This is a genomic window from Coprococcus sp. AF102-57 (assembly GCF_027686195.1).
Taxonomy (GTDB): domain Bacteria; phylum Bacillota; class Clostridia; order Lachnospirales; family Lachnospiraceae; genus Allocoprococcus; species Allocoprococcus comes.
This window is the reverse complement of the sequence record NZ_JAQCSY010000035.1, coordinates 1-25,397: the sequence shown is the minus strand read 5'-3', so window position 1 is coordinate 25,397 and position 25,397 is coordinate 1. Positions and strand designations below refer to the sequence as shown.

Genomic DNA, 25,397 nt, shown 5'->3' with positions numbered 1-25,397 from the left:
ATCCATAAATATATTGTAGTAGAATAAGGAAGAAAAAGAAGCGGCAGTTTCCTGAAATACAAAATGTAAATCAGACTGTCGCTTTTTCATGTATTTTTAAATCAAATAAATTTTAAAAGCTGATAAAAAAGAATGATAATTTGGAGAAAAATAGCATAGAATAGTTTTGAGCTGATATGACAGAGAATGTTTTGGCATATTGACAGGACATTTAAAATGACGTATACTAAATTCAGTGATCGTTCTGTAGAAACTTGAGAAGCCTACAGGCGGGGGAGAGCCTGCGGGTCTCTCCCTCTTTTGTTTTAAGGAGAAATGAGATGCAGACACCGAAAAAATTCTCTTCTTTTAGTGACCAGGTTTCCTGGATCAGTGATGAAAAGGGAATAAAAATAAAAGACAGAGAATATGCGGAAGAGATGTTACGCCAAATAGGATATTTTCCTCTTATGGGAGGATATAAACATCTTTTTAGAATATCAAACACAAAAAAATATAAAGCAGGAACAAGTTTTGAAGAAATAGTCAGTTTGTATAAGTTTGATGCAGAGCTTAGAGAGTTGTTCTTTAAATATTTACTGCAGATTGAGCGACAGATGCGTTCTTTGATGTCATACTATTTTACTGAAATGTATGGAGCAGAGCAGAAGCAGTACCTGGACGCTAATAATTATAATAATACAAAAAGAAATCATGCAACAATCGTAAAGTTGATAGCGACCTTGAAACGGGCAACAACGACCACAGATTATACATATATCAACTATTACCGCAAGACATATGGTGAAATTCCATTATGGGTTTTGGCAAATGTACTTACATTTGGAAACTTATCAAAAATGTTCCGAGTATTTCCTCAATCTTTAAAATCAAAAGTATCAAAAAACTTTGAACCTTTGAATCAGCATCAGATGGAGCAGTTTCTATCTGTTCTCACGAAATATAGAAATGTATGTGCGCATGGGGAACGACTGTTTACATACAGAACGGTAGATGCTATTGCGGATACACCGCTTCATAAAAAACTTTCATTACCACAGAGCGGTAATCAGTACGAAAAAGGAAAACAAGATTTGTTTGCTGTGGTGATTGCTTTTAGATATCTATTACCTGGAAAAGATTTTCTGGAATTTAAAAGAAAGCTTATAAAAGAGATTGACTGAGTAAACAGAGAGGTAGAGCATATAAGCGAAACGGAATTATTGAATAAAATGGGTTTCCCGGAAAACTGGAAAAATATTACCAGATACCATTTAAAGTAAAGAAATATCCTCTAAGAGATAGTGAAATACCTATTGTCTTAGAGGATTTTTTTGTATTAATTATAGGATTGACAAAGAAATGAGTCAATAAGAAAATAAGTATTGAAAATAGTTGGAACAAGTACTAAAATAAAGTTGGGACAATAAAACGGAGTTATACTGCGAGGAAGATTATGAAGAATAAAAAGATTAAATGCGATATATATACCAGAGTATCCACAACCATGCAGGTGGATGGCTACAGTCTGGATGCTCAGAAAGAAAAACTCAAGAGATATGCAGAATTTCAGAATATGGAAATCGTAAATGAGTATTCCGATGAAGGTAAGTCTGGAAAGAGCGTAGAGGGCAGACCGGAATTTCAGAGAATGTTAGATAATATTGAGAATGGAACAGATGAGGTACAGTTTGTACTGGTGTTCAAGCTTTCCAGATTCGGTCGTAATGCGGCAGATGTATTAAACTCTTTGCAGAGGATGCAGGATTTTGGAGTGAATCTGATCTGTGTTGAAGATGGGATTGACAGCTCAAAAGATAGTGGAAAGCTGATGATTTCTGTTCTGTCTGCGGTGGCAGAGATTGAACGGGAGAATATCCTTGTTCAGACAATGGAAGGACGTAAGCAGAAAGCAAGGGAAGGAAAATGGAACGGCGGGTTTGCTCCATATGGCTATGAATTGGTAAATGGAGAATTGCAGATCGCAGAGGACGAAGCAGAGATTATTCGTCTGATCTATGATAAATTTATTCATACCAATATGGGAATTTCTGCGATTGCTGCATGGCTGAACCAGCATGGATATAAAAAGAAAAAACGACAGAATAATACACTGGACGCATTTGCCGCTTCATTTATAAAAGGCGTTCTGGATAATCCGGTATACTGTGGAAAGCTGGCTTATGGACGAAGGAAGAATGAGAAAGTATCTGGTACAAGAAATGAATACCGTATTGTAAAGCAGGAAAATTATATGCTACACGATGGTATCCATGAAGGAATCATTTCAGAAACAGACTGGGAGCTGGCACATCAAAAACGGGAAAAAACAGGTGTAAAATATGAAAAGACACATAGCCTCGATCATGAGCATATTTTATCCGGAATATTGAGATGTCCGTTATGTGGAAGCGGTATGTATGGAAACGTGAACCGAAAGAAAAAGAAAGACGGAACCTTATATAAGGATTATTTCTATTATGCCTGCAAACATCGTCGCCTGGTAGACGGTCATAAATGTGGATATCGTAAACAATGGAGCGAAGAGAAGATTAACAATGCAGTAGAAGAAGTTATCCGGAAACTGGTGAAGAATCCGAAATTTGAAGAAGCAATTCTGAATAAAATTGGTTCAAGAATAGATACAGAAGAAATAGAAAAAGAGATTGAAAGACTGGAAAAACAGTACAGGCAGCTGACCGGAGCAAAAGCAAGACTTGGACAGCAGATGGATAGCCTGGACATCATGGATAAATTTTATGAAAAGAAATATCAGGATATGGAGACAAGGTTATACCGTCTGTATGATGAAATTGAAGGCGTGGAGAACAGTATAGAAGAAGTCAAGAACCGCCTGCTGAATATTCAGCAACAGAAAATATCAGAAGAAAACGTCTATCAATTTCTTTTATATTTTGATAAACTATATGATAAGTTCACCGACCTGGAGAAGAAAGAATTTCTTAACAGTTTTGTAGAACAGGTGGACATTTACGAGCAGGAGCAGCCAGATGGCAGATTCCTGAAGCACATAAAGTTCCGCTTCCCGGTGTATTTTGGAGACAGGGAAATACAGGAACTTTGTTGGGACAACGAAAGTACCGTTGAGACGGTTGTTTTGATGTCAAAGGTGAACCCTAAGAAGTAAAAATAATGTAGTAAATAAAAGGCTTTTCAGAGAGCTATCGTTATTGAGTACGATTGGCTGCTGGAAAGCCTTTCTTTTTATGCTTGAAAATGGCTTTGTGGGAATTGGTCCATAATGCAGGGTTGACACTAGGGGATAGATAACAAGAGAAAATGAACCCTGGGGTTCACCCTATAACGATAGTAGAAATAAGAAAAACAGCGACCGGGGAGTTGGTGTCCGGCCGCTGCTTGTAAATTAACGATAATTCTTGTTGTAGAGTTCTTTGGCATATGCCTGCATTTTCTTTACGTACTCATATGCCTGGCTCTTTCCCTTTTTCAAGTCGACCTGCTTCAGAGCATTACTGATTTGTGGGTCGTCCATCAGTAGAGAGAAGATTGCTTTAGCTTCTGGGTACTTCAAGGATACCTCGTTGATGAGATCGTCGATCATCATAAGACTGAGAACTGAGTTTTCAGTTGAAGTATTATCTGTTGGCTCCCAACCGCTACGATTAGTATCGTCGTCGCTGTTATCATCCATAAACTTGTCTAATGAAATATAACGCGAGAGGTACTGATCCTTTTCAGAACGTTCACACACTTCACATTTATTGTACTTAGGGCAGCGGATGTATTCGCCCTTGGAATTAAGAATTAAGCATCTCTTTTTGCGAGTCGATTCAAGATACGCATCTTTTTCTTTCCAGAATCCTTCCATGTAGGATTCGACCTGATCCTTAGGGATAGCTGTGAAACCTACAAGAATTTTTCTACCGCGAATGTTCCAGGTTTCGAAGCTATCTTCGATAATTCCTTCTTTACGTTTGCGAATACCATCTCTAATATCCTGATGGTAATTTTTTAAAACTTCATGTGCTAAGAATGGAACTAATGCCTCATTTTCCTTTGGTGCTACGCCATTGTAGCTCTTCTTGTTACTGTAATCATAATTTTTCTCTTCCATGTGGCTTTCCTCCTTGGGTTGATGCGGAGGAAATTCCACATGTGCGATACCTGAATATATTTGGCCATTGCCATAGAGAGTTTCCTCCTATTGGTTGGCCAGCTTGTCCTATTCAGCTGGTTTGGTTATTTAGTTGTTCATCAGATTCAGATAGGACCGTTCTTGATCAGAGAACGCATCATCTGATGGTGGGTGCCTTTACCGTCGGCCTCCGGACGCTGTATTAGTTGTCATTTGCTATCATTTCTAGATCAGCGAATGCTTCGCTGTAGTAGCAAGAAGATAAGTCATAGAAACCGTGTGCGTTGTATCTGGCAAACACGGAGCTTACTGTAGAAGAACCATACTCGGCTGCCACTGCATTAGCGGTATTCTCGATGTTGATTTCCCAATCGGATTTACTCATTAGCATCACTTCCTTCCTGTCTTAGTGGCCACATTGACTTTTGATGATTTGAGTTTAATATTTTTAATGAAATACTTTTATGCCTGGGATTTGGCGGTTTTATGCCCGGTTTTATGCCCGAAAGCTCTCTGTACTGCGATATATATAAATGTAAATTTTATATGCTAATTTAGTGATTTGGATTTGCTATATGTTGATTCTAACTTGCTTTTTGTGTAGTTGTGTGATATGTTTTAAAGGTAGTGATATGAATTCATTTATATAGATACGGAGGAAAGATATGAAATTCAGCTATAACAAGTTATGGAAGATGCTGATCGATAAGGGAATGATGAAAAAAGACCTTGCAGAACGAGCTAATATAACCTCCACGACAATGGCAAAAATGGGTAAAGATATGCCGGTGAGTATGGAAATTCTAGGCAGAATATGCGTAGCATTAAAATGCAATATTGGAGATATTGTTGAGGTGATTGTTGGTGACACGAAAGGGGAAGCTTAATTGATAAGATTTACTTCTGGATCTCTTTTCAAAGTGATCTCTCTATGCAAAAGTGGTCGGAGATACTCGGATGATACGATAGCTACAATGCTATTTCCGAATGTTCAATACACCACTAATTACATAGGCCATGTAAAAGATTGCACAAAAAATCTTCCTGATGAGATAACTCAATATATGAGCGATACAGATCAGGAAGAAATTATAGATACGTTGAATAGTGCAGTTAGAAAGGTTTTTCTTACAGTAATAAGTTCAGAGAAACAACCAATATTGATTGCTGCTATTCAAAAAATATTAGAAGAAGATTTGTCGATAGATGATTCAACTCAAATTGGATATTTGCCATCCTATACAAAAGGAAATATGAAAAATGCAACCACAGTTGAACCGATAGAATTTATCGCAAATGCGCTATTTAGCGTTTGTAATCAACAGAATAATCAAGATGGAAAAGTAGATATTAAAAATATTAATCCTTCTTTCCTTGAAAAATTGAAATCATCTGCTCAGAGAATTACTCTTCAGATTGTGCAGAGACCTGAAGCGAAGATTGTAAAAACTGTGATTCAACCAGCTGTTGCAGGAGATGATTACAGTATTATATATGAAGATCCTAAAGATGATCATAGTGTAGGCATTTATGAGAAATTTACTCATAAGTGGAGAATTAAAAATACTGGGACAATTCCTTGGAAAAACAGATATTTAACGCTTCAAAATAAAGGTGAGATTCGAGTAAAAGCTACACAGGATCAGTTTGATATCCCTGCATTGAAACCAGGCGATGTAGCTGTTGTGAATGTAGAAATGGACTCACGTTATTTTGAAGGAACTTATACCGTGATTTGGGAAATGAAAATGTCAGATGGAACATTGTGCTTTCCGAATAAAGAAAAAGAGTTTTCATTTGATGTAACGGTAAAAAGTGATATGTAAGCCCTGATAATTGGTCATTACGAAATATATATATTGATAATTGTAAAAATATCAGAATGAAAGGAATTATTATGAATAATCAAGTACATACACAAATTGTTAGTTTTATATGGAGTATCGCGGATGATTGCCTGCGAGATGTATATGTTAGAGGAAAATATCGTGATGTTATTTTACCTATGACTGTTATAAGAAGGCTTGATGCAATGCTTGAAGGCACTGTTGAAAATGTAAGAAATACAAAGAAAATGCTTGATGAGGCTAAGGTTGATAATCAATGGCCAGCACTTTGTAATGCTGCTGGTCAGCCTTTTTGTAATGCATCACCATTTCTTCTGAAAGATTTGACGAGCCGTGCTAGTAAACAAAAATTAAAAACTGATTTTGAAACATATCTGGATGGTTTTTCTCCTAATGTACAGGAGATACTTGAAAAGTTTAAATTCAGAAATCAGATAGCAACAATGGTTGACGCTGATATTCTCGGTTCAGTTATAGAGAAGTTCGTGTCTTCGGACATTAATCTTAGTCCAAACCCGGTATATAAGGATGACGAGAAGACTATCCTCAAGCATCCAGGCCTTGATAATCATGGCATGGGTACTATTTTTGAGGAACTTATTCGTAAATTTAACGAAGAAAATAATGAAGAAGCCGGAGAACACTGGACGCCTCGTGATGTTGTAGAACTTATGGCAGATCTTATCTTTATACCAATTGCGGATCAGATCAAGGATGCTACTTATACATGCTATGATGGCGCGTGTGGTACGGGAGGTATGCTTACTGTTGCACAGGACAGACTTCAGACACTTGCAACAAGACGTGGTAAGAATGTATCAATCCATCTATTTGGACAAGAAGTACAACCAGAAACATATGCTATCTGTAAAGCAGATATGCTTTTGAAAGGTGACGGGGAACAAGCAGAGCACATTGCATATGGCTCCACTTTATCTGCTGATGGAAATGCAACTCGTCAATTTGACTTTATGCTTGCAAATCCGCCGTATGGAAAGAGCTGGAAGGTTGACGCAGAAAAAATGGGTGGTAAGAAAGAAATCCTTGATACCCGTTTCAATACTTATTTAGAAGATGGAACTGAAATGAAGATGATTCCACGTACAAGCGATGGTCAGCTTCTATTCCTTCTTAATAATGTTGCAAAAATGAAAAAAGATTCTACGCTCGGAAGTCGTATCGCAGAGGTACACAATGGTTCTTCCATTTTTACTGGTGATGCCGGTAGTGGAGAAAGCAATGCTCGCCGCTACATGATTGAAAACGACCTTGTTGAAGCTATTATTGCTCTACCTGAAAATATGTTTTACAACACAGGCATCGGAACATTTATCTGGGTTCTTTCAAACAAGAAAGATGAACGTAGAAAAGGAAAAATACAATTAATTGACGCTACTGCCATGAAGTCACCTCTTCGTAAAAATATGGGTAAAAAGAACTGTGAGTTCACTCATGATATTCGAAAAGAAATTATTCGTATCTTCCTTGATATGGAAGACAGTGAAGTCAGCATGATTTTTGACAATAACGCTTTTGCTTATTGGAATGTAACTGTAGAAAGACCTCTTCGTTTGAGAGTGTTCCCAGAACGAACTATTCCTGCAAATACTTTTAAAAAAGCTGATGAATACGAGACAGTAACCACTGCCATCGCAAAAGCTTCTGCTACTGCTCCGCTTGATGATTGGACAGCGTTTGCAAAGGCAACAAAACTCAAGAAGGCACAACTTAACAAAGTGCGTCCATTTATCACTGAGAAAGATGCAACCGCTGTTGCAACAGATGAACCGGACACTGACCTTCGTGACACAGAGAATATCCCATTCACATATGAAGGTGGCATCGAGGCTTTCATGCAGAATGAAGTCCTTACTTACGCTCCAGATGCCTATATCGATGAGAAAAAGACACAGATTGGCTACGAAATCAGCTTTACAAAGTATTTTTACAAGCCTGTAGAACTTCGTGAAATGTCAGATATTATCGAAAGCCTTAACTCACTTGAGAAAGAAGCTGACGGTATGATGGCTGATATTATAGGAGGAATTATATAATGGGTGAATACAAGGCTATGCTAAAAGCTCCCGCTGATTGGATCGGGCAAATACCTGAACATTGGGAATGTAAAAAAATCGGTTCTCTTTTCACTGAAAGAAAAACCAAAGTATCCGATACCGACTATTCACCTTTGTCAGTAACAAAAATAGGGATAGTACCCCAGTTGGCTAATGCTGCAAAATCTGACTCCGGAGATAATAGAAAATTTGTTTGTTCTGGGGATTTTGTAATTAATAGTCGCTCTGACAGAAAAGGCTCATGTGGTGTATCCGAATTAGATGGATCAGTATCTTTGATAAATATAGTACTAACTCCAAGAACCAACTGGAACAATAAATATGTGCATTATCTTATGCGTAGCCAGCCTTTTTCAGAAGAATATTATCATTATGGTCGTGGAATTGTTGCTGACCTTTGGACCACAAGATACAGCGAAATGAAGAATATTCTGCTGCCCATTCCTCCTCGCGATGAGCAGGACCAAATCGTCGGTTTTTTGGACTGGAAGGTTTCGAGCATCAATAGGCTGATTAACATCAAGAAAAGGGAAATAAAAGAGCTTGAAGATTTGTTATATACTATTATCAGTTCAACTGTTTTATATGGTGTTGCAGGGAAAAATACAAATGAGCAATGGGAAAAAGTTAGGCTTAGTTATGCAACATGGATTCGTGCAAGACTTGGATGGAAGGGCTTAAAGGCTTCTGAATATGTAGATAATGGTTATCCATTCTTGTCAGCATTCAATATAGTCAACAATAAACTATCGTGGGATGCTCTAAACTATATAAACAAACAGCGATATGATGAATCTCCTGAAATAAAGCTTTCTATCGGGGATATATTGCTTGTAAAAGACGGTGCTGGAATTGGAAAATGTGCGAGAATTGACAATATGCCATTTGGTGAGTCTGCACCTAATGGTTCATTGGCTGTGATTACTCCAAGTAGTAACTTGAACTATAAATATCTATACTACTATTTCATCAGCAATGCCTTTAGAAATGAAATGTTCAAGATTATTACTGGAATGGGAGTCCCTCACCTTACACAGCATTTTCTTAAAAATGTTGAAATACCATGCCCACCATTGTCAATTCAGGAAGAAATATCTACCTATTTGGATGTTATCTCTGAAAGAATTAATGCTTTAATTGACAATAAAAAAGAATCTATAGAAAACTTACACGAATACCGCAACAGACTTATTTCCGATACAGTTACTGGAAAAGTCGATGTTCGTGATATAGAAATACCAGAATATGAATTTACAGATGAATCTGCCGACAGTGATTCTGAAAATGTGGATTTTGATGCTGATGCCGATGAGGAACAGGAGGATTAAGTATGCAATTTTCAAATACCAAAGAAGACGGTTTAGAAACAATAATCGTTGATTGGCTTGTTAAGCATAATGGCTACGAGCAAGGTACAAATGCAGACTACAACAAAGAGTATGCCATAGACGAAACACGCCTCTTCCGCTTCCTTGCTGACACTCAGCCGGATGAGATGGAAAAGCTGGCAGTCTTTAAGAGTGAGCAGAAAAAGAGAACATTCCTGAATCGCCTCCAGGGTGAACTTGCAAAACGCGGAATCATCGATGTTCTTCGCAATGGAATCAAGGTGTATCCAGCTGACCTCATTATGTTCTATCTGACACCGAATGAAAATAATGATACGGCGAAGGCGCTTTATGCCAAGAATATATTCAGCGTTACAAGACAGCTTCGCTACTCTATCGATGCAGGGAAACTGGCTCTTGATCTTTGCATATTCATCAATGGTCTACCTGTAATTACTTTCGAGCTTAAGAATCAGCTGACCAAACAGAATGTAGAAAATGCTGTTCAGCAGTATAAAGACGACCGTAGTCCAAAAGAACAGATTTTTTCTTTCAAAAGATGCATGGTTCATTTTGCTGTGGATGACGACCGAGTTAAATTTTGCACCAAACTCGCAGCTCAAGATAGTTGGTTCCTGCCTTTTGATAAAGGTTATAACGATGGTGCAGGTAATCCACCTAATCCTAATGGTTTAAAAACAGACTACCTTTGGAAAGAGATTCTTACCAAGGATAAGCTGACACGAATTATTGAAAGCTATGCTCAAGTTGTAACTGAAGTTGATGAAGAAACAAAGAAAAAGACTGTAAAACAGATATTTCCCCGTTATCATCAGCTTGATGTTGTTGAAAAACTAATTGCCGATGTCGAAACAAATGGTGTCGGTAACAGATACCTTATTCAACATAGTGCCGGGAGTGGTAAGTCGAACTCTATCGCTTGGCTTGCGTATAGATTAATGGAACTGGAAAAGGATGCTCATCCTATTTTCAATTCTATTTTGGTTGTTACTGACAGACGAATTCTCGACAAGCAAATTCGAGATAATATTAAACAGTTTGCGCAGGTAGGCAATGTTGTGGCGTGGGCAGAACATTCCAGTGATTTGCGTAAAGCTATCACTGACGGCAAACGTATTATCATAACCACAATTGAGAAGTTCCCATATGTTGTGCCGGATATTGGTGCTGAACACAAAGATAATAAATTTGCAATTTTAATCGATGAGGCTCATTCCGGTCAAAGCGGACGTAACTCTGCACAAATGAATCTTGCCCTATCAGGTCTTGCTTCTGACAACGATATGGATAACGAAGATAAAATTAATGCCATGATGGAAGGTAGAAAGCTTCTGAAGAATGCCAGCTATTTTGCTTTTACCGCTACGCCTAAGAATAAAACATTAGAGACATTTGGTAAAAAGTTGACTGATGAACAAGGTAATCCAATTTATAACGAGGATGGAACACAGAAGGCATCAGCATTCCATGTCTATACCATGAAGCAAGCTATCCAAGAAGGTTTTATTCTTGATGTGTTAAAGAATTATACACCTATCGATAGCTTCTATAAGTTAAAGAAGATAATTGAAGATGATCCGCAGTTTGATAAGAAAAAAGCACAGAAAAAATTAAGAGCTTTTGTAGAAAGCGATTCTTACACCATCGACAAGAAGGCTGCTATGATGGTGGAACATTTTCATGAGCAAGTAATCGCAAAAGGAAAAATTGGTGGACAGGCGAGAGCAATGGTTGTTACTTCTAGCATTCCTAGATGTATTGAATATTTTTATGCGATTAATAAACATCTTGCAGAAAGACATAGTCCGTACAAGGCGATAGTTGCATTTTCCGGTGATCATAAATATAACGGTCAGGAGCCTCCACTCACTTCAGCTATTATGAATGGTTTTGCAGACTCAAAGATACCAAAGGAATTTAAGAAAGATCCATACAGGTTCCTTGTGGTTGCGGATATGTTCCAGACCGGATTTGATGAGCCATTGCTTCACACAATGTATGTTGACAAGCAATTGTATGATATTCAGGCTGTGCAGACATTATCAAGATTAAATCGCTGCCATCCGAAAAAGCACGATACATGTGTTTTGGACTTTGCTAATAAGCCAGAAATTATACAAGAGTCATTTTCAAGATATTATAGAACGACGATATTATCTGGAGAAACAGATCCGAATAAACTATATGATTTAATTTCAGTAATGGAGAAGCATCAGGTATATTCGCCGGATGATATTGAAAATGAAGTTAATTTATACCTAAACGGTGCTCAACGTGATAAGTTAGATTATATTCTTGACGTTTGTACAAATATTTACAAAACATTAGAGATTGAAGATCAGATAGAATTTAAGAGTAGTGCAAAGGCATTTTGTCGTACATATGGATTCCTGGGGGCAATTTTGCCTTATGGAAATCCAGAATGGGAAAAGCTATCAATCTTCCTTAATTTATTGATTCCTAAGCTACCATCACCTCAGGATGATGATTTATCACAGGGAATTCTTGAAACAATAGACTTAGCTAGTTATCGAAATGAAGCTCGTGAAACAATGTCCATCCAGCTTGATGATGCTGATTCAGAAATAGCACCAGTTCCAGCTAGTAAAAGCGGACATATTGTGAGCCCTGAGATGGACTTGCTATCTATCATTGTTAGTGAGTTCAATGATATGTTTGGAAATATTGATTGGAAAGAGCCTGATAATGCAAGACGTCAGATTCTTGAAATTCCAGCGATGGTTTCTAAGGATGAAAAGTACAGAAATGCGATGAGAAATTCTGACGAGCAGAGTGCAAAATTGGAAAGCGAGCGTGCATTGCAGCAAGTTATCTTTTCAATAATGGCGGATAATATGGAGATATTTAAGCAATATCAAGATAATCCATCATTTAAAAAATGGTTGTCGGATTTGGTGTTTAATTTGACCTATAACAAAGAAGGAAACACATATGAGGCGCCAACAACTGGGAAAGTTACATCGTATCAAAATATAGATACACCAACACTTATGGTTGCTGAACCTAAAACAGAATACAAAACAGAGAAATAAAAGTTAGGAGGTCACTATGGCAGAAGATATATCACGTACGCTGAAGAAGAAATCGTTGGATGGAATCTTCAATGAAGTAGTACATAATGAAAAACTTGAAATTAGTAACAACGAAGAACTACGCTTATTCTATTTGGCTGTGCGTGGAAATAAATTCTATACAGAAGACCTCCAAACAGCTCTCTATCGTAATATAGGGCGTTATGTATTTTCACGGGCAGCATTAGAGGATTTTCATATTAATGATGACGACGATAGTATCATTTCTCAGGCCCTTAAGGTTATGTCAGAAAATGGAGAGTTTGATGCTAAGGGAACTGGTAATGAGTTAGGCGAAATGCTTATTTATGCGATGCTTGAGGAGATGCTTGGTGCTAGAAAGTTGATGAGCCGAGTTGAAATTGATTCTAATCCTTTAAGCAATGGATCGGAATGCGAGAGTATTCATTTGTTATCCGGCACTGATTCAAATGGAAAAATTTCATATGAGATGGTATTTGGTGCATCAAATATTATAGGAGACATAAAAGATGCCATTGATAATGCATTTGAAGAAATAGAACGTATTGAGAAGCATGGTAATAAGGATATAAAAATGGTAGAGAAGACTGCTTTAAGTGGTTTTTATAATAAGAGTGAAATTGATTTTATCAAAAAGCATATTATTCCAGAACCAGGGAAAAGCGGAGATTATGAGATTGCATATGGAGTTTTTCTTGGCTACACGCTTGGCCTTAATTCCACAGGACTAAGTAGTGCTGAATACAAAGAAAAAGTTAACAGGCGATTGGAATTGGATATCAAACAGCATGCATCTTATATTGCTAATAAAATTATTACCAAAGGACTAGATGGACACTCCTTTTATTTTTACATTTTACCTTTTAACGATGCTGAGACAGATAAAAAAGAAATTATGGAGCATATTATGAAGGGGGAAGTGACGCTATGAGTGAAGAACTAATAAATCTTGGCGAATCTATCTTCAACGAAATTGATCAAAATGACTATTTGAATAGCATATATGACAACATGCTCTATAACTATGCTCTAATCAAATTTCATCTTACAAGCGTTCGTCAGAGACGTGATTATGATGTTGATGCAGCACTTCAATTTGCAGACTTATTATCGAATTCGACACATACATCTAAAGCGGATGACCATAAGATGTGGGCGCAAGAGATAATTTCGTTGTTGTTAGAATTGGAACCAGAGAATGAACAAGTGAAATATTATGCTGGTTCAGTTCTTACCAACGTAGGAAATTTTCGTGGACGAGAGCTTGTGAAATCCTCTTATACAGAAAGGACTTTACAGGAAAAGGCATTTGCTACTTTTTGTAAGCAGTATTTAACAATTCCGGCAGATAAAAGTAAGACGTTTTTTTTACAGCAAAAAAACATTTATGATAGATTAAGTAGCAATTTTTTGAGTTATTCTGCTCCAACGTCAATGGGAAAATCGTTCATTATGCACATGTTTATTAAGGAACAGATAATGAATGGCGTTAAGATGAACTTTGCAAGAATAGTTCCTACTAAAGCCTTAATCAATGAAATGCGTAATGATACCATTAATGATCTAAAAAATATTCTAGAAGAACAGAATTATCGTGTGGTAACAGCTGCTAGTGATATTTCTCTTGAAGAGGAACATAATTTTATTCTTATTATGACTCCTGAAAGATTGCTATATTTTTTAATTAGTAATCCTGATTTTCAGTTAGATTATTTGTTTATTGATGAAGCTCATAAAATAGGCGGTCGTAATAGCAGAGGACCATTCTACTATAAAGTTGTGGATCTTCTTTCAAGAAAGAAACAGGTGCCTCATTTTATTTTTGCATCGCCTAATATCCCGAACCCGGAGGAATACCTAAAGCTCGTAACTGAAGCTGAAAAAGGAGCGGAGAATGCAATAACATCATCATATGCACCAGTTACGCAGTTTAAATTTATTATTAATTGTGAAGACCAGACCATTAGTATATATAACGATCATACGAAAACTCCGGTGTTCGTATGTAAAATAAAGCGATCTGGGACAGAATTAATGTCTTATATGTTGTTAATGGAACAATATGATCCCGAACACAAACAGAGAACGCTCGCGTACGTAAATAGCAAAAACAGTGCTATTGAAAATGCACGTTTGTTTGCAGATAGAAGAGCCCCTCTTAATGATCCAGAACTCAAGCGTTTAGCTAGCGATATTAAGAGAGAGGTTCACGGAGATTATTTTTTGTCAGATATTGTTGAAAAGGGTGTGGCATATCATATTGGATACCTTCCTTCCTCTATCAGAAGTAGAATTGAAGAGCTATTTAAAGATGGAAAGATTACAACTATGTTCTGTACAAGTACGTTGATTGAAGGAGTGAATCTTCCGGCGGATAATCTCTTCATTGCAAATAATTATAATGGGCGTCCAAAGATGAGTGGGGTTGAGTTTAAGAATCTCATTGGCCGTGTTGGACGAATAAAATTTAATTTATATGGGAATGTTTTTTTCGTGACAGATGGAAAGAGAACTACTGAGAAAGAGTACTTAGAACTTTTAAGGGAGCCTGTTAAAGAGCAGAAGCTATCTGTGGTTCAAGATCTAAAACCAAAACTTAAGAAGCATATTGTGGAAGCCTTACTTGAGGGAGATGCAGTCATTGATAAATACAATGATTCTCAGCCAGAAGAAGAATACATTATGATGCGTAAGTTTGGGCTGATTTTATTACAGGATATTGTTGATGAGCGTGATAGTCTTGTGAAGAGGGAATTTTCAAAGCAATTAAGTAATAAAGATTTATTGAAAATAAAGAATCTCTATGACAATAGCAAGAATTATATTGATAACGATATCAATATATCGGTTGACCAAACGAAGAAATTAGCAAAGGCTATACGAGAAGGTAGTCATTTCCCTGAAGCCGAGAATGGCTATTTTAGCCATAAGATGGTCTATAAATTTCTCGATGAATTACGGCAAATATTTGATTGGGATAGATACGAGTATTCTACTCTTGGTAAGAAAGATAAAGATGGAGAATACAGAATGTTATCCTGGTATGCGGTGATTCTTTCACAGTGGATGGAAGGCCATGGATTAAACAATATTATGAGAAAGGCCTTGACATTCAGAAGAGAAAATCCGTATCCGTTTTACTTGAACCGCTATACAGTTGTAACCTATGATGATTCACCAGAACATAAAAATGTTGTTTTTGCTAATACGCTAGAGGTTATTGAAAATATTATTCTTTTCAGTATTTCAAACTATTTCTTGCGTTATGCAAATATGTATAAAAGTATTCACGGTGAGAATTCCCTGGATAAAAATAACTGGTATGAATTCGTTGAATACGGTACAACAAATGAAGTAACAATATTCCTTCAGAGAAATGGATTTTCGAGAGAAGCGGCAAATTATATTAAAGATCATGCAGAAGAATATATTGTGTATGCTGATGGAGAAACTTCCGAAATCAAACTAAAAAAGAATCTTCTCGAATGCAGCAATAATACGGTAAGAACTGATGCGGAATCAATTATATATAATATTCCTCAATTGTTCTTGAATGAAGAAATGTGATGAAAAGAGGGATACTATGGCAAGAGGAAAAAACATACAGTTATATCTGATGGACGGAGACGTTAATGGACGGATTAAATGTACGCTTGCAAATTGGACAGGATTAGCGTTCAAAATTCCAAGGACGGCTCTTGATTTGTGTAAAGATAGACCGGAACTCAAGCAAACAGGTGTATATTTGCTATTCGGCAAAGATGAAAATGATAAAAGTGTCGTCTATATAGGACAGGCAGGAGTGCGAAAAAATGGAGAGGGCATATTGAACCGTTTAGTTGAACATAATCGCAACCCTAAAAAAGACTATTGGACAGAAGCAATAGCCCTGACAACCTCAAATGATTCTCTTGGACCGACAGAGATAAGCTATCTTGAGCATCAGTTTTATCAGTTTGCTGTTAAAGAAAAACGGTATGAGGTAAAAAATGATAATGATCCAACACCGGGTAACATTTCAGAAGAAAAAGAAAGCGAGTTAGATGAGTTCATTGAGTACGCTAAAGTTATTGTAGGTACTCTTGGTCATAAGGTTTTTGTTCCACTATTAGCAGATAATAATGACGGCGAGAACACTACTTCAGAAAGCATAACTTTATACTGTACACGAAATGGCATAAATTCTATCGGTGTAAGAACAAGTGACGGATTTGTAGTTAAGAAGGGAAGTATAATTTCTCAAAAGATTACTAAGAGCTGTCCTGATTATGTTCTTAAAAAGAGAACTCAACACAAGAACATTATCGATGCAAATAATATGTTAACAGAAGATATTTTATTTAATACGCCTTCAGGTGCATCTAGCTTTGCATGCGGAGCTAGCACAAATGGCAATATTGAATGGAAAACATCCGAGGGTATTACATTAAAATCACTTAATGAACAGGGACAGTGATTTTATTGATTCAAACTTGTGATTTAGGTGGTGATATTAGAATGATGGAATTGTTAGAAGATGTACTAATAAGGTGTTCAGAATGCGGAAGTGTAATAGGAATACATAAGGAAGAAATCGAGTTTGACGCTTTCGCATATGATCATGGCGAGAATGGCATGGGAGATGAAATTGAATATCGACATGACGGGGTGATTGTATGTGAAGAATGCGGAAACGAGATCCAATTCAGAATCTCAGGATTTGAATATCCTGTAGGTGCATATAACTACGATGATCACGAAATATATGGCGGCGATTTTGAAGAATCACCAATTGTAGGAATCGTATATAGTCAGGAAGAATTTGATATTGATTGTGCTTACAATGAGTTTAATAGGGTTGAACGGCTTATTTTAGAAATATCAGACAATCCAGACTTGATTTACAATATTTCGCCGAGAGAGTTTGAGGAAGTAATCAATAGGGTGCTTCAAGATGAAGGCTTTGAGACCGATCTAACTCAGGCAACGAGAGACGGTGGACGTGATATTGTTGCTACAAAATATGAGATGGGAAAACCTATTGTGTTTTACATAGAATGCAAACGATATGGTAGAAGAAATTCGGTTGGAGTGAGTATTGTGCGTTCTCTATATGGGGTTCAGACATCAGATCAGATAAATAAATCAATCTTGGTGACAACAGGACACGTAACTAGAGGTGCTAGACGTTTTGTCGAAAAACAAAATACGATGATGAGCATCCTTGATGTAAATGAGATTCATCATTTGATTCAGCGAAGTGCAATGAAGTATAGATAGAAATAAAACCAGGAGGTTGGCAATTCTCCTGGTTTTATTAGTGATTTAATCTTTTTTATAAAATTTTGTAATATATCCATCGGCATGGAGCAGGATGTCTGGCATCCAGTCCGGTGTTCTTGCCATCTGCTTGCAGAGCGCTTCCAGGGATACTTTCTCGGAACATTCGATAATCAGTTCATCGTGGACATGACCGCAAATAAAGCAGTGGGAGAGTGTTTTCATAGCATTCATCAGAAGGTCTCTGGAGATGGCTTGTACCACATTCTCGACAAATTTAGGACCGTAGCTTTCCAGGCGTTCCTACTTTTTAGTGGCTCCGATACCTTCATAGGTTACAGATTCTCTACCGAATTTATTCTCGCCAATGCGTGGTTTGACGTAAGTGAGCTTTCTGCTGGATGGAAGAGTAATGAATAACATGCCACTGCGCCATGTGAACTTGATACCGTGTGAGGCAGTGCTGCAATGCATCTTGATTGCATTTTTGATAGCTGTATCGAAGTCCCACCAAAGAGCTACAATATTAGGATTGGACTGCCTCCAGGCGTCTACCAGCGGTTGGAGTTCATCTTCGGTAAGCCCCATTTCTAATGCGCCCATTGCCTTCAGTGCACCGACACTGTCGCCGTAGCCAAGAGCCAGCTCCGCAATCTTACCTTTTTGACGAAGGTGGCCGTTGATACCATGTTTCTCAACTGGTACATGGAACATCTGACTGGCACTCGCACAGTAAATGTCACCACCATTTTTGAATACATCTGCACGCCATGATTCTCCGGCCAAGTGAGCAATGACACGAGCTTCGATTGCACTAAAGTCAGCCACATAGAATTTATATCCAGGCTTTGCAATGAAGGCAGTGCGGATAAGTTGGGAAAGGGTATCTGGGATAGCATCATATAACATAGACAAGGAATCATAATCGCCAATGCGGACAAGTTCTCTTGCAGCGTCCAGATCATTCATATGGTTTTGAGGAAGGTTCTGCAACTGGATTAAGCGGCCAGCCCAACGACCGGTACGATTGGCACCGTAGAACTGGAACATGTGCCTCTAGTACGGTGATCAATGCAGGCAGCATTTTGCATTGCCTGATATTTTTTGACAGAGCTTTTTGCAAGTTGCTGACGGAGGGAGAGGACCTGTGCTAAATCTTCCGGTGCATCTTTGATCATTTCAGCAATGGCCTTCTTACCAAGTGACTCCGCCTCGACGCCTTGCTCGGATAGCCAGGACTTCATCTGGGATACACTGTTTGGATTGTCAATATTGGTAAGACTACGCATCTCATCTGCGATAGTGGCTTTGGAACGTTCGTCAAAGGTGATAGCGTTTTCTACCATCTGAAGATCCACAAGAATACCTCGATCATTGATTTCCTGGTCAAGGTGATATTCTGACCAAATGAAGTCAGGAACCGGAAATTTATGCAGCTTTTCCTTGATGCCTATTTCGACTTCAACGTCACGTTTGTTGTATAACTTAAAAACAGCCCATTTCTCTGGCGCATGCATGGGAAAGTTTCTGGTCCTGCCACCATTGGATTTGGTAGGTTTACATGGAGCACAGAAGTAGCGGATGAGATCTTTGCCTTCCTTCATTTTCTGATCTTTAAGGCCAAGCACAGCACCGACACCTTCAAGTGAAAGTGGAAGTCCCATGTAGGCACTCCAAATCATTGTGCAGCGCCATGAAGCAGGATCGAGGTAATTGCCAACGGTGTCCTCAGGAATGCTGTAACTGCAGAAGCGGTCAGGGTAGTTACGTTTCATCCAGTAGGAGAGGCAGATGCGCTCGAAGGAAGCGTTGAAGGCCCATTTGATTATGTCATCACTAACAATAGCATCCAGAATCTCATCAGGAAGAACATCGCCGCCATTGATGGAGACTGCAAATAATAGTATTTCAAAATTCTCAGATTCGGCATATTTGTATACGCCAGATTTTTTTATATCAACATCGCTATAAGTTTCTAAGTCGATGGACATTTCTTTTATCTTTTCTATGTGTTTACTCCTTTATAAAAATAGGCAGCAGCACGATATGTACTGCCGCCCACATGTTAAATTTTGCTATCTGAAGAATTGTTCTTCTTTTTCCTTACTAGCCCTGGGCAAAGCCAATGTACGAAGCGAATCGATACTTCGATCAGCCACTTCCAGATTGTAGCTAGTGCAAAAAGTGTTAATGCAAGTACGATAGCAGTAAACGTGAAATTTACAGCATCGTTCATGAATTGATTAATTAATTCCATACTCATTGATTGTCACCTGTCCTTTCATTGTCATCAGCGTTCTGCTGAGTTTTCTTTTCCTTATGTGCTTTGACTTTCTTTTTGATAAAGCAAATACCTTCATAGATAATCATTCCAAGACCAGCGAGAAGGTATCCCATTGTGGTACCAAAGCAAACTGATAACATTAATTCTTGATAATTTGTCATTATATTTCACCTCATTTTTCTAAGATGACTGGCAGCAGTTATTCCACTGCCATCCGGGTTTATTTGTTGCAGATTAGCTTAAGAAATCGTCATCCTCTTCGGTAGCAAAATCATCCTCAGCTCTAGACTTACCGCCAAGGGGCTCACCATCACGAATCTTCTGAAGGTTGTTAAGTCCACAGGCGATTCCACGGTTACCGTTGGAATTGAAAGCGTACAGGTTAATGGAAGCATGACCGTACACGCTGCTGTAAACTTTGGAGCGGTCAATGATCTGCTGACGATCGGCATCTACAATGCCAGGTGCAGTAGCAGAGTTGGCGTTGATGAAGTAGCTGTCCTTATAAGCTTCATCACCAGGACGCTCCTTGTCCCCGTCACGAAGAGGAGTCTTGATAACATCAAGTGCAGGACAAACCTTAGCGGTTCCCTTAAGCTTGGATTCACCTTCCTCGTAGGCTGCCTTGATTGCGGATTTAATCTTGTTTACGGTTACGGTATCTGACTTTGGAATGATAAGAGAAACGCTGTACTTTGGTGCGCCGCCATTGATTGACTTAGGGTCCCACACGTTAGCGTATGACCATCTTGTGTTTACTCCTGTGATAACTTTTGTAGGGTTTGCGATCTTAGACATAATATTTTCCTCCTGTTAATTGTCATTAAAATCATCTGCTGCAGTGTTCATTGCTGGTCTTTTATCAGACTCAGGAACAAGAGCAGGTTTGCCTGGTGGCTTATAAACAAGTCCATCTAATAACTGTTCAAACTTCTTCTTTCCAAGTAGTGAGCTCATGGCAGTAATACCGAGAAGCTTCTTTTCATATGGATCATATCCTGCAGCGGTTACCGCTTCTGCGACAGCAGCGTCGTCAGTGTATTTACGGTTGCTTCTGCCTTCTACAATTTTGAAACCATCATAGTGGGTTCCAGATTGTGCTTGTGTTAGTGCGTAATCTTTGATGTCATTTCCCCAGGAAATCAACTGGTCGATTCTTGGAAGAATTGCTGCAATCTCGAAATCATCAAGGGTAGCAGGCATCTCGAAATCGTACTTTGCAAGTTCCAGGTTGGTTTCTGCACGCTTTCTACAAGTAGCTTTTACTTTGCAGAACTGGCAGTGGTCACCAGCCTTAAATTCACCTTTGCCTTCATAAGCGAGGGCAGCGGTAGGTTTCAATACATCCTCAGCCCATTTAAGAAGATCTTCTTTGCTGATGGAGCTAGTAGATACGTTTTCTCTTCGTGGCTGGAAGATTGTCATTTCGATAGTGCTGATGTCATACAAGTCTTCGAATGCCTCTAAAGCACCAAGCGCATAGCACATCATCTGACTGTTACCTTCGGATTCCACAAGGACTCCAAGACCATGCTTGTAATCAATAATGTGGAGAACTTCGTCAGCAATAATGACGCAGTCACCGGTTCCGAATCCGTTCTCAACCCAGCGAGAGAAGTCAAGTCTCTGTTCAATGAATACCATAGGGTCACTACAGAATTTCTTGGAACGTTCGAATTGCTCCAGAACATAATCTCTGTATTCTTCCGCACAGTTTTGCATCTCACCACTGTAATAAGTAAGGTTCTCTGTTGGATCTTCTACATCACGTCCCAGCGCCTTTTCTACCAGGTAGGCACAAAGCTCATGACAATCGGTACCTTCCTGTGCATGGGGGGAGGGCTCATCTTTGATTCCTTCACAGAGCTTTGCAGAAGGTGGACAGTTGATCCACCGATGCGAAGCTGATGCGGAGAGGAATGCGTGCTTAGCCATTGGCAATTACCTCGGCCTCAGCCACTAAAGCAGGATAATCTTCCTCTTTCACATCACTCAGGCGACTAGCACCATATTTTGTTAAGAGGGCCTTTGTTTCAGCTTTCTTTCCTTTACCAGCAAGTGAAGCCATGATTCCGCGTACTTCCTGGAATGAGTATTTCTTAACTTCCGGAGCAGGAGCCGGGGCTTCTTTCTTTTCTGTTTTTGTGTCTATCTTGCGCACAGCAGGAGCTATATCTGAGAACATTTCCTTTAATGCAGTAGCTGCATCAATCATTTTCTGTCCTGCGGTGATCATCTCATCAAGGACAAGGTCTAAATTCGACATTTTACTCATTTTTAGGTTCCTCACTTTCACTTTGATTTTCAGTAGATTGTCTTAGTTTGGCTGCCAGTCTTTTTGCTACGACGCTGATGGCAATGAGCGTATCAATAAGCTCTTCATCAACGGCATCAATAGGACTGGCAGAATCTTTTGTGTTTGTCATCTTCTTAACCTCGCTTTCCGATTGGCTTTCTGCCTTTCTAACTTCCTAAGGGGATTCGAAGGAGTGAATTCCGGATTTTTTGAAAACTTTTTAAATTTTCTTTTTGACCGGTGCCTCATGCCCTTCTAACTACCTAAGGGAAAGTGCGAGATGAAATTCCGGGTTTTTGTGAAAATAAAAATGTCAGGCTGTTTCGCTTATATAAGGAAGCGATTCGTGCCTGACATATTTTTTTTGGAATTTTATGAAATGGGCCGGAATCTGGGTGGCCAATTCCCCTTAGGAAGTTGAAGAAGGTAAAACTTCTAACTTTTAACGAAAGGAGAGTGAGAGCCATGAGCGTATTTGGATGTAATCAAGAAGGTTATTCTGATCCGACTGCAGCTGAAGCAATCGCGAAGGCAAGTAAGAAGAAGTATCTGCCGCTTGTCTACATCTGCTCTAAGTATTCCGGTGATGTTGTTACCAATACAGAAGCAGCAAAACGGTACAGCCGATTCGCAGTGGGCCAGGATGCCATACCACTCGCGCCGCATTTACTGCTTCCTCTTTATATGAAAGAAGAGTCAGAACGAGAGTTGGCCATGTTTATGGATATGGTGCTGCTTGGAAAGTGTGACGAGCTGTGGGTATTTGGTGGAGAAGCTAGTGCAGGCATGTGCGCTGAGATAGCAAAAGCCAAGAGACACGGGAAGAAAATCAGATATTTCGATAGTTTGTGTAACGAAACAAACAGAGCTCTGGAGATTGGGCCAGAGAGATTGCAGGAGGAACGTTAAATATGAATTTTGTTATTTACACAGCCGACTGCACCGGGAATAAAGCTAACTGCGACTACCCACACAGGGTGGAAGTAGATAGTGCTGATGTTCTCCAGGAAGCAGTCAAAAAAGATCATGTTTGCGCTGAGTATAAAGGTAACTACAGAAGCAAGGACAATTTCGTGACTTCGAATGCCATCGTCATGGATGTGGATAACGATCACACGGATGAACTATTGGAGTTCATTACAGAAGCCAAGATGGATGAGATGTTTCCAGACATCGATTATTGTCTGGTACCGAGTCGACATCACATGTTGCCAAAGGGATCACATCCAGCAGCACCTAGATTCCATGTGATTTTTCCAGTGGAAGCAATTAATAACGCAGATGAGTATGCAAAGGTAAAGGAAGTTCTTTATAAGAAGTACCCGTTCTTCGATGGAAATGCACTGGACGCTGCAAAATTCTTATTTGGTTGCGATGTATCGGAAGTTACGTGGCATGAAGGTTGGATGAGCATTATGGACGATTTGTCTGACGGAGACTTGGTAATGGGTGCTCCGGAGGAGGACGAGGAGTTTGATGCTCCGGCACATTCGGGTCCAATTTTAGAAGGAAGTCGTAATAAGACACTGAGCCATTACGCATATAGAGACTTGTGTTTTATTGTCCAAACTAGGATAAAAGCTGGCTGATTGGTAAATGGTATTCGTAATATTGCAGAAGAGATTGTGTTAAAAGAATTGGTGTATATCTAAAGCATGGAAAGCTCCTTCGGGAGTTTTTGGCTGTTTATAAGATAAATTCTGTCGGAGATTTATTATAAAACATTACTTTACAAGAAGAATAAAAAAGCATATAATTCTTTTATAATATATTTAATAAAAGAGGGTAAGAAAACGGAAAATAAAGATAAAAAAAATATAACAAGAAAAAAAATAATTAATTATGTGCTAAACAATCATGTTACATCCAAGGCGGGAATCGCAAAAGAGTTAAACTTGAGTATGCCGACTGTGTTAGCAAATGTGAATGACTTGTTAGAAAAAAGGGTGTTGGAAGAAACTGGGGAATATGCTTCAACCGGTGGAAGGAAGGCAAAAAGTATAGGGATTAATAAGTCATACTGTCATGCAATGGGAATTTTGATTACAGCGAATCATATAGAAATGGTATTAGTAAATCTTGGAGATGAGATTATAAAAAAAGATCGCATCCGTTTAAAATTTACGGCTGAATTATCTTATTGTACAGAGGTGGCACAAAAGGTCAAAACTTTTCTTGAAGGCGAAGCAGCGAAGGACACGCTACTTGGGATTGGAGTGGCGATTCCAGGAATTATTGATCAGAAAGAACGGATTGTTTTAAAATCCCATGCTTTAGGTATAGAGAATTATAGTCTGCGCTTTTTAGAGCAGGCGCTGGAAATTCCAGTATATTTTGAAAACGATGCTAATGCTGCAATGCTTGCAGAAAAAAAGCAAAAGTATCCAAATGCGATATATCTGTCTTTGAACCACACCTTAGGAGGTGCATTCTGCATAGATGGAAAGCTGTTTCGAGGGCAAAACCAGAAAGCAGGGGAGTTTGGTCACATGATACTCGTTCCCGGTGGAAGAAAGTGTTATTGTGGTAAATCAGGATGTGCAGATGCATATTGTGCTGCAAGTGTACTGACACAAGATAACAGGCAGTCACTGGATGCATTTATGGAAAAAATTGAAAGTGGTGATGAAAAAAATTTGCAGACATGGAATGAGTATCTGGATCATCTTGCTGTTTTGATATCAAATTTGCGGATGGCATATGATATGGATATCATACTAGGAGGTGATGTGGGAGGTGTATTGTCAGATTATATGATACCACTGGGAGAAAAAGTGATGGCATATAATGGCTTTGAGCATGATGTTTCATACTTGAAAAATTGTTCGTATAAGAAAGAAGCGTCGGCTGTTGGAGCCGCGAAATACTTTTTTACAAAACATATGGTAGAATTGTAAATTTTTTGAACGAAGATAAGCAGTACACCGCATCTGGTGTGTAGGGTAAGGGGATGTTTAGTCTGTTGGAGTTAAAAGCTCCCACCGACAGGTTGTAAAGCGAATCCGGATGTCCGCTTTATATGTGTGAAAAACGAGAAGTTGTGTAAAATTAAAAAAAGATATTATAGTAAAAAACGGAAAGAAAACAGTTGAACTGCTTCCCGTCAAGTAGACAATT

General features: G+C 38.6%; 21 protein-coding genes and 1 pseudogene. 14 read left to right on the top strand and 8 right to left on the bottom strand.

Going from position 1 to position 25,397, the window contains the following annotated elements:
• Positions 1 to 320: 320 nt before the first annotated feature.
• Positions 321 to 1,163 (top strand): Abi family protein, encoded by an 843-nt coding sequence (locus tag PGZ10_RS15805; protein WP_270541825.1) that lies wholly within the window; start codon positions 321 to 323, stop codon positions 1,161 to 1,163.
• 272 nt (positions 1,164 to 1,435) lie between these two features.
• Complete coding sequence (locus PGZ10_RS15800) at positions 1,436 to 3,127, top strand: recombinase family protein (RefSeq protein WP_270541823.1); 1,692 nt, start codon at positions 1,436 to 1,438, stop codon at positions 3,125 to 3,127.
• 237 nt (positions 3,128 to 3,364) lie between these two features.
• Here PGZ10_RS15800 and PGZ10_RS15795 read toward each other — a convergent pair whose 3' ends face one another.
• Positions 3,365 to 4,075, bottom strand: coding sequence for a hypothetical protein (locus PGZ10_RS15795; protein ID WP_270541822.1), 711 nt, complete (start codon positions 4,073 to 4,075; stop codon positions 3,365 to 3,367).
• 223 nt (positions 4,076 to 4,298) lie between these two features.
• Complete coding sequence (locus PGZ10_RS15790; RefSeq protein WP_270541821.1) at positions 4,299 to 4,481, bottom strand: hypothetical protein; 183 nt, start codon at positions 4,479 to 4,481, stop codon at positions 4,299 to 4,301.
• Between the two features lie 280 nt (positions 4,482 to 4,761).
• On the opposite strand from PGZ10_RS15790, the gene PGZ10_RS15785 reads away from it, so the two are divergent.
• From PGZ10_RS15785 to PGZ10_RS15745, 9 genes are all read left to right on the top strand, one after another.
• Entirely contained in the window at positions 4,762 to 4,983 is a 222-nt protein-coding gene (locus tag PGZ10_RS15785) for a helix-turn-helix domain-containing protein (protein ID WP_270541820.1), read from the top strand.
• Between the two features lie 177 nt (positions 4,984 to 5,160).
• Positions 5,161 to 5,922, top strand: a complete 762-nt coding sequence (locus PGZ10_RS15780) for an NBR1-Ig-like domain-containing protein (RefSeq protein WP_270541818.1) — start codon at positions 5,161 to 5,163, stop codon at positions 5,920 to 5,922.
• A gap of 71 nt (positions 5,923 to 5,993) precedes the next feature.
• Complete coding sequence (locus PGZ10_RS15775) at positions 5,994 to 7,997, top strand: type I restriction-modification system subunit M (protein ID WP_270541816.1); 2,004 nt, start codon at positions 5,994 to 5,996, stop codon at positions 7,995 to 7,997.
• Entirely contained in the window at positions 7,997 to 9,346 is a 1,350-nt protein-coding gene (locus tag PGZ10_RS15770; protein WP_270541814.1) for a restriction endonuclease subunit S, read from the top strand. The genes PGZ10_RS15775 and PGZ10_RS15770 overlap by 1 nt, the downstream gene beginning before the upstream one ends.
• A gap of 2 nt (positions 9,347 to 9,348) precedes the next feature.
• Positions 9,349 to 12,420, top strand: coding sequence for a type I restriction endonuclease subunit R (locus tag PGZ10_RS15765; protein WP_270541813.1), 3,072 nt, complete (start codon positions 9,349 to 9,351; stop codon positions 12,418 to 12,420).
• Positions 12,421 to 12,436: 16 nt separating this feature from the next.
• Complete coding sequence (locus PGZ10_RS15760) at positions 12,437 to 13,372, top strand: HamA C-terminal domain-containing protein (protein WP_270541812.1); 936 nt, start codon at positions 12,437 to 12,439, stop codon at positions 13,370 to 13,372.
• Positions 13,369 to 16,008: a DEAD/DEAH box helicase gene (locus tag PGZ10_RS15755; RefSeq protein ID WP_270541810.1), complete on the top strand. Its 2,640-nt coding sequence runs from the start codon at positions 13,369 to 13,371 to the stop codon at positions 16,006 to 16,008. The genes PGZ10_RS15760 and PGZ10_RS15755 overlap by 4 nt, the downstream gene beginning before the upstream one ends.
• 16 nt (positions 16,009 to 16,024) lie before the next feature.
• On the top strand, positions 16,025 to 16,897 hold the full coding sequence (locus PGZ10_RS15750; protein WP_270541809.1) for a GIY-YIG nuclease family protein: 873 nt from the start codon (positions 16,025 to 16,027) through the stop codon (positions 16,895 to 16,897).
• Between the two features lie 41 nt (positions 16,898 to 16,938).
• Positions 16,939 to 17,700, top strand: a complete 762-nt coding sequence (locus PGZ10_RS15745) for a restriction endonuclease (RefSeq protein ID WP_270541808.1) — start codon at positions 16,939 to 16,941, stop codon at positions 17,698 to 17,700.
• A 45-nt stretch (positions 17,701 to 17,745) separates the two neighbouring features.
• Here the strand turns inward: PGZ10_RS15745 and PGZ10_RS16895 are convergent.
• The 6 genes and pseudogenes from PGZ10_RS16895 to PGZ10_RS15715 form a co-directional block, all read right to left on the bottom strand.
• Positions 17,746 to 19,700: pseudogene (locus PGZ10_RS16895) on the bottom strand (DNA polymerase).
• Between the two features lie 259 nt (positions 19,701 to 19,959).
• A complete protein-coding gene (locus PGZ10_RS15735) occupies positions 19,960 to 20,145 on the bottom strand; it encodes a hypothetical protein (RefSeq protein WP_270541806.1) in 186 nt (61 codons plus the stop codon).
• A 73-nt stretch (positions 20,146 to 20,218) separates the two neighbouring features.
• Positions 20,219 to 20,782, bottom strand: coding sequence for a DUF2815 family protein (locus tag PGZ10_RS15730; protein ID WP_270541804.1), 564 nt, complete (start codon positions 20,780 to 20,782; stop codon positions 20,219 to 20,221).
• Between the two features lie 15 nt (positions 20,783 to 20,797).
• Complete coding sequence (locus PGZ10_RS15725) at positions 20,798 to 21,919, bottom strand: DUF2800 domain-containing protein (RefSeq protein ID WP_270541803.1); 1,122 nt, start codon at positions 21,917 to 21,919, stop codon at positions 20,798 to 20,800.
• Complete coding sequence (locus tag PGZ10_RS15720; protein WP_270541802.1) at positions 21,912 to 22,259, bottom strand: hypothetical protein; 348 nt, start codon at positions 22,257 to 22,259, stop codon at positions 21,912 to 21,914. Before PGZ10_RS15720 ends, PGZ10_RS15725 begins: the two co-directional genes overlap by 8 nt.
• Entirely contained in the window at positions 22,252 to 22,410 is a 159-nt protein-coding gene (locus tag PGZ10_RS15715) for a hypothetical protein (protein ID WP_270541801.1), read from the bottom strand. Before PGZ10_RS15715 ends, PGZ10_RS15720 begins: the two co-directional genes overlap by 8 nt.
• Before the next feature lie 335 nt (positions 22,411 to 22,745).
• On the opposite strand from PGZ10_RS15715, the gene PGZ10_RS15710 reads away from it, so the two are divergent.
• The 3 genes from PGZ10_RS15710 to PGZ10_RS15700 all read left to right on the top strand — a co-directional run bounded on the left by PGZ10_RS15710 (position 22,746) and on the right by PGZ10_RS15700 (position 25,177).
• A complete protein-coding gene (locus PGZ10_RS15710; RefSeq protein ID WP_270541800.1) occupies positions 22,746 to 23,189 on the top strand; it encodes a DUF7768 domain-containing protein in 444 nt (147 codons plus the stop codon).
• Between the two features lie 2 nt (positions 23,190 to 23,191).
• Positions 23,192 to 23,869, top strand: coding sequence for a hypothetical protein (locus PGZ10_RS15705; RefSeq protein WP_270541799.1), 678 nt, complete (start codon positions 23,192 to 23,194; stop codon positions 23,867 to 23,869).
• Between the two features lie 312 nt (positions 23,870 to 24,181).
• Positions 24,182 to 25,177, top strand: a complete 996-nt coding sequence (locus PGZ10_RS15700) for an ROK family protein (RefSeq protein WP_118199221.1) — start codon at positions 24,182 to 24,184, stop codon at positions 25,175 to 25,177.
• The last annotated feature ends 220 nt before the right edge of the window (positions 25,178 to 25,397 follow it).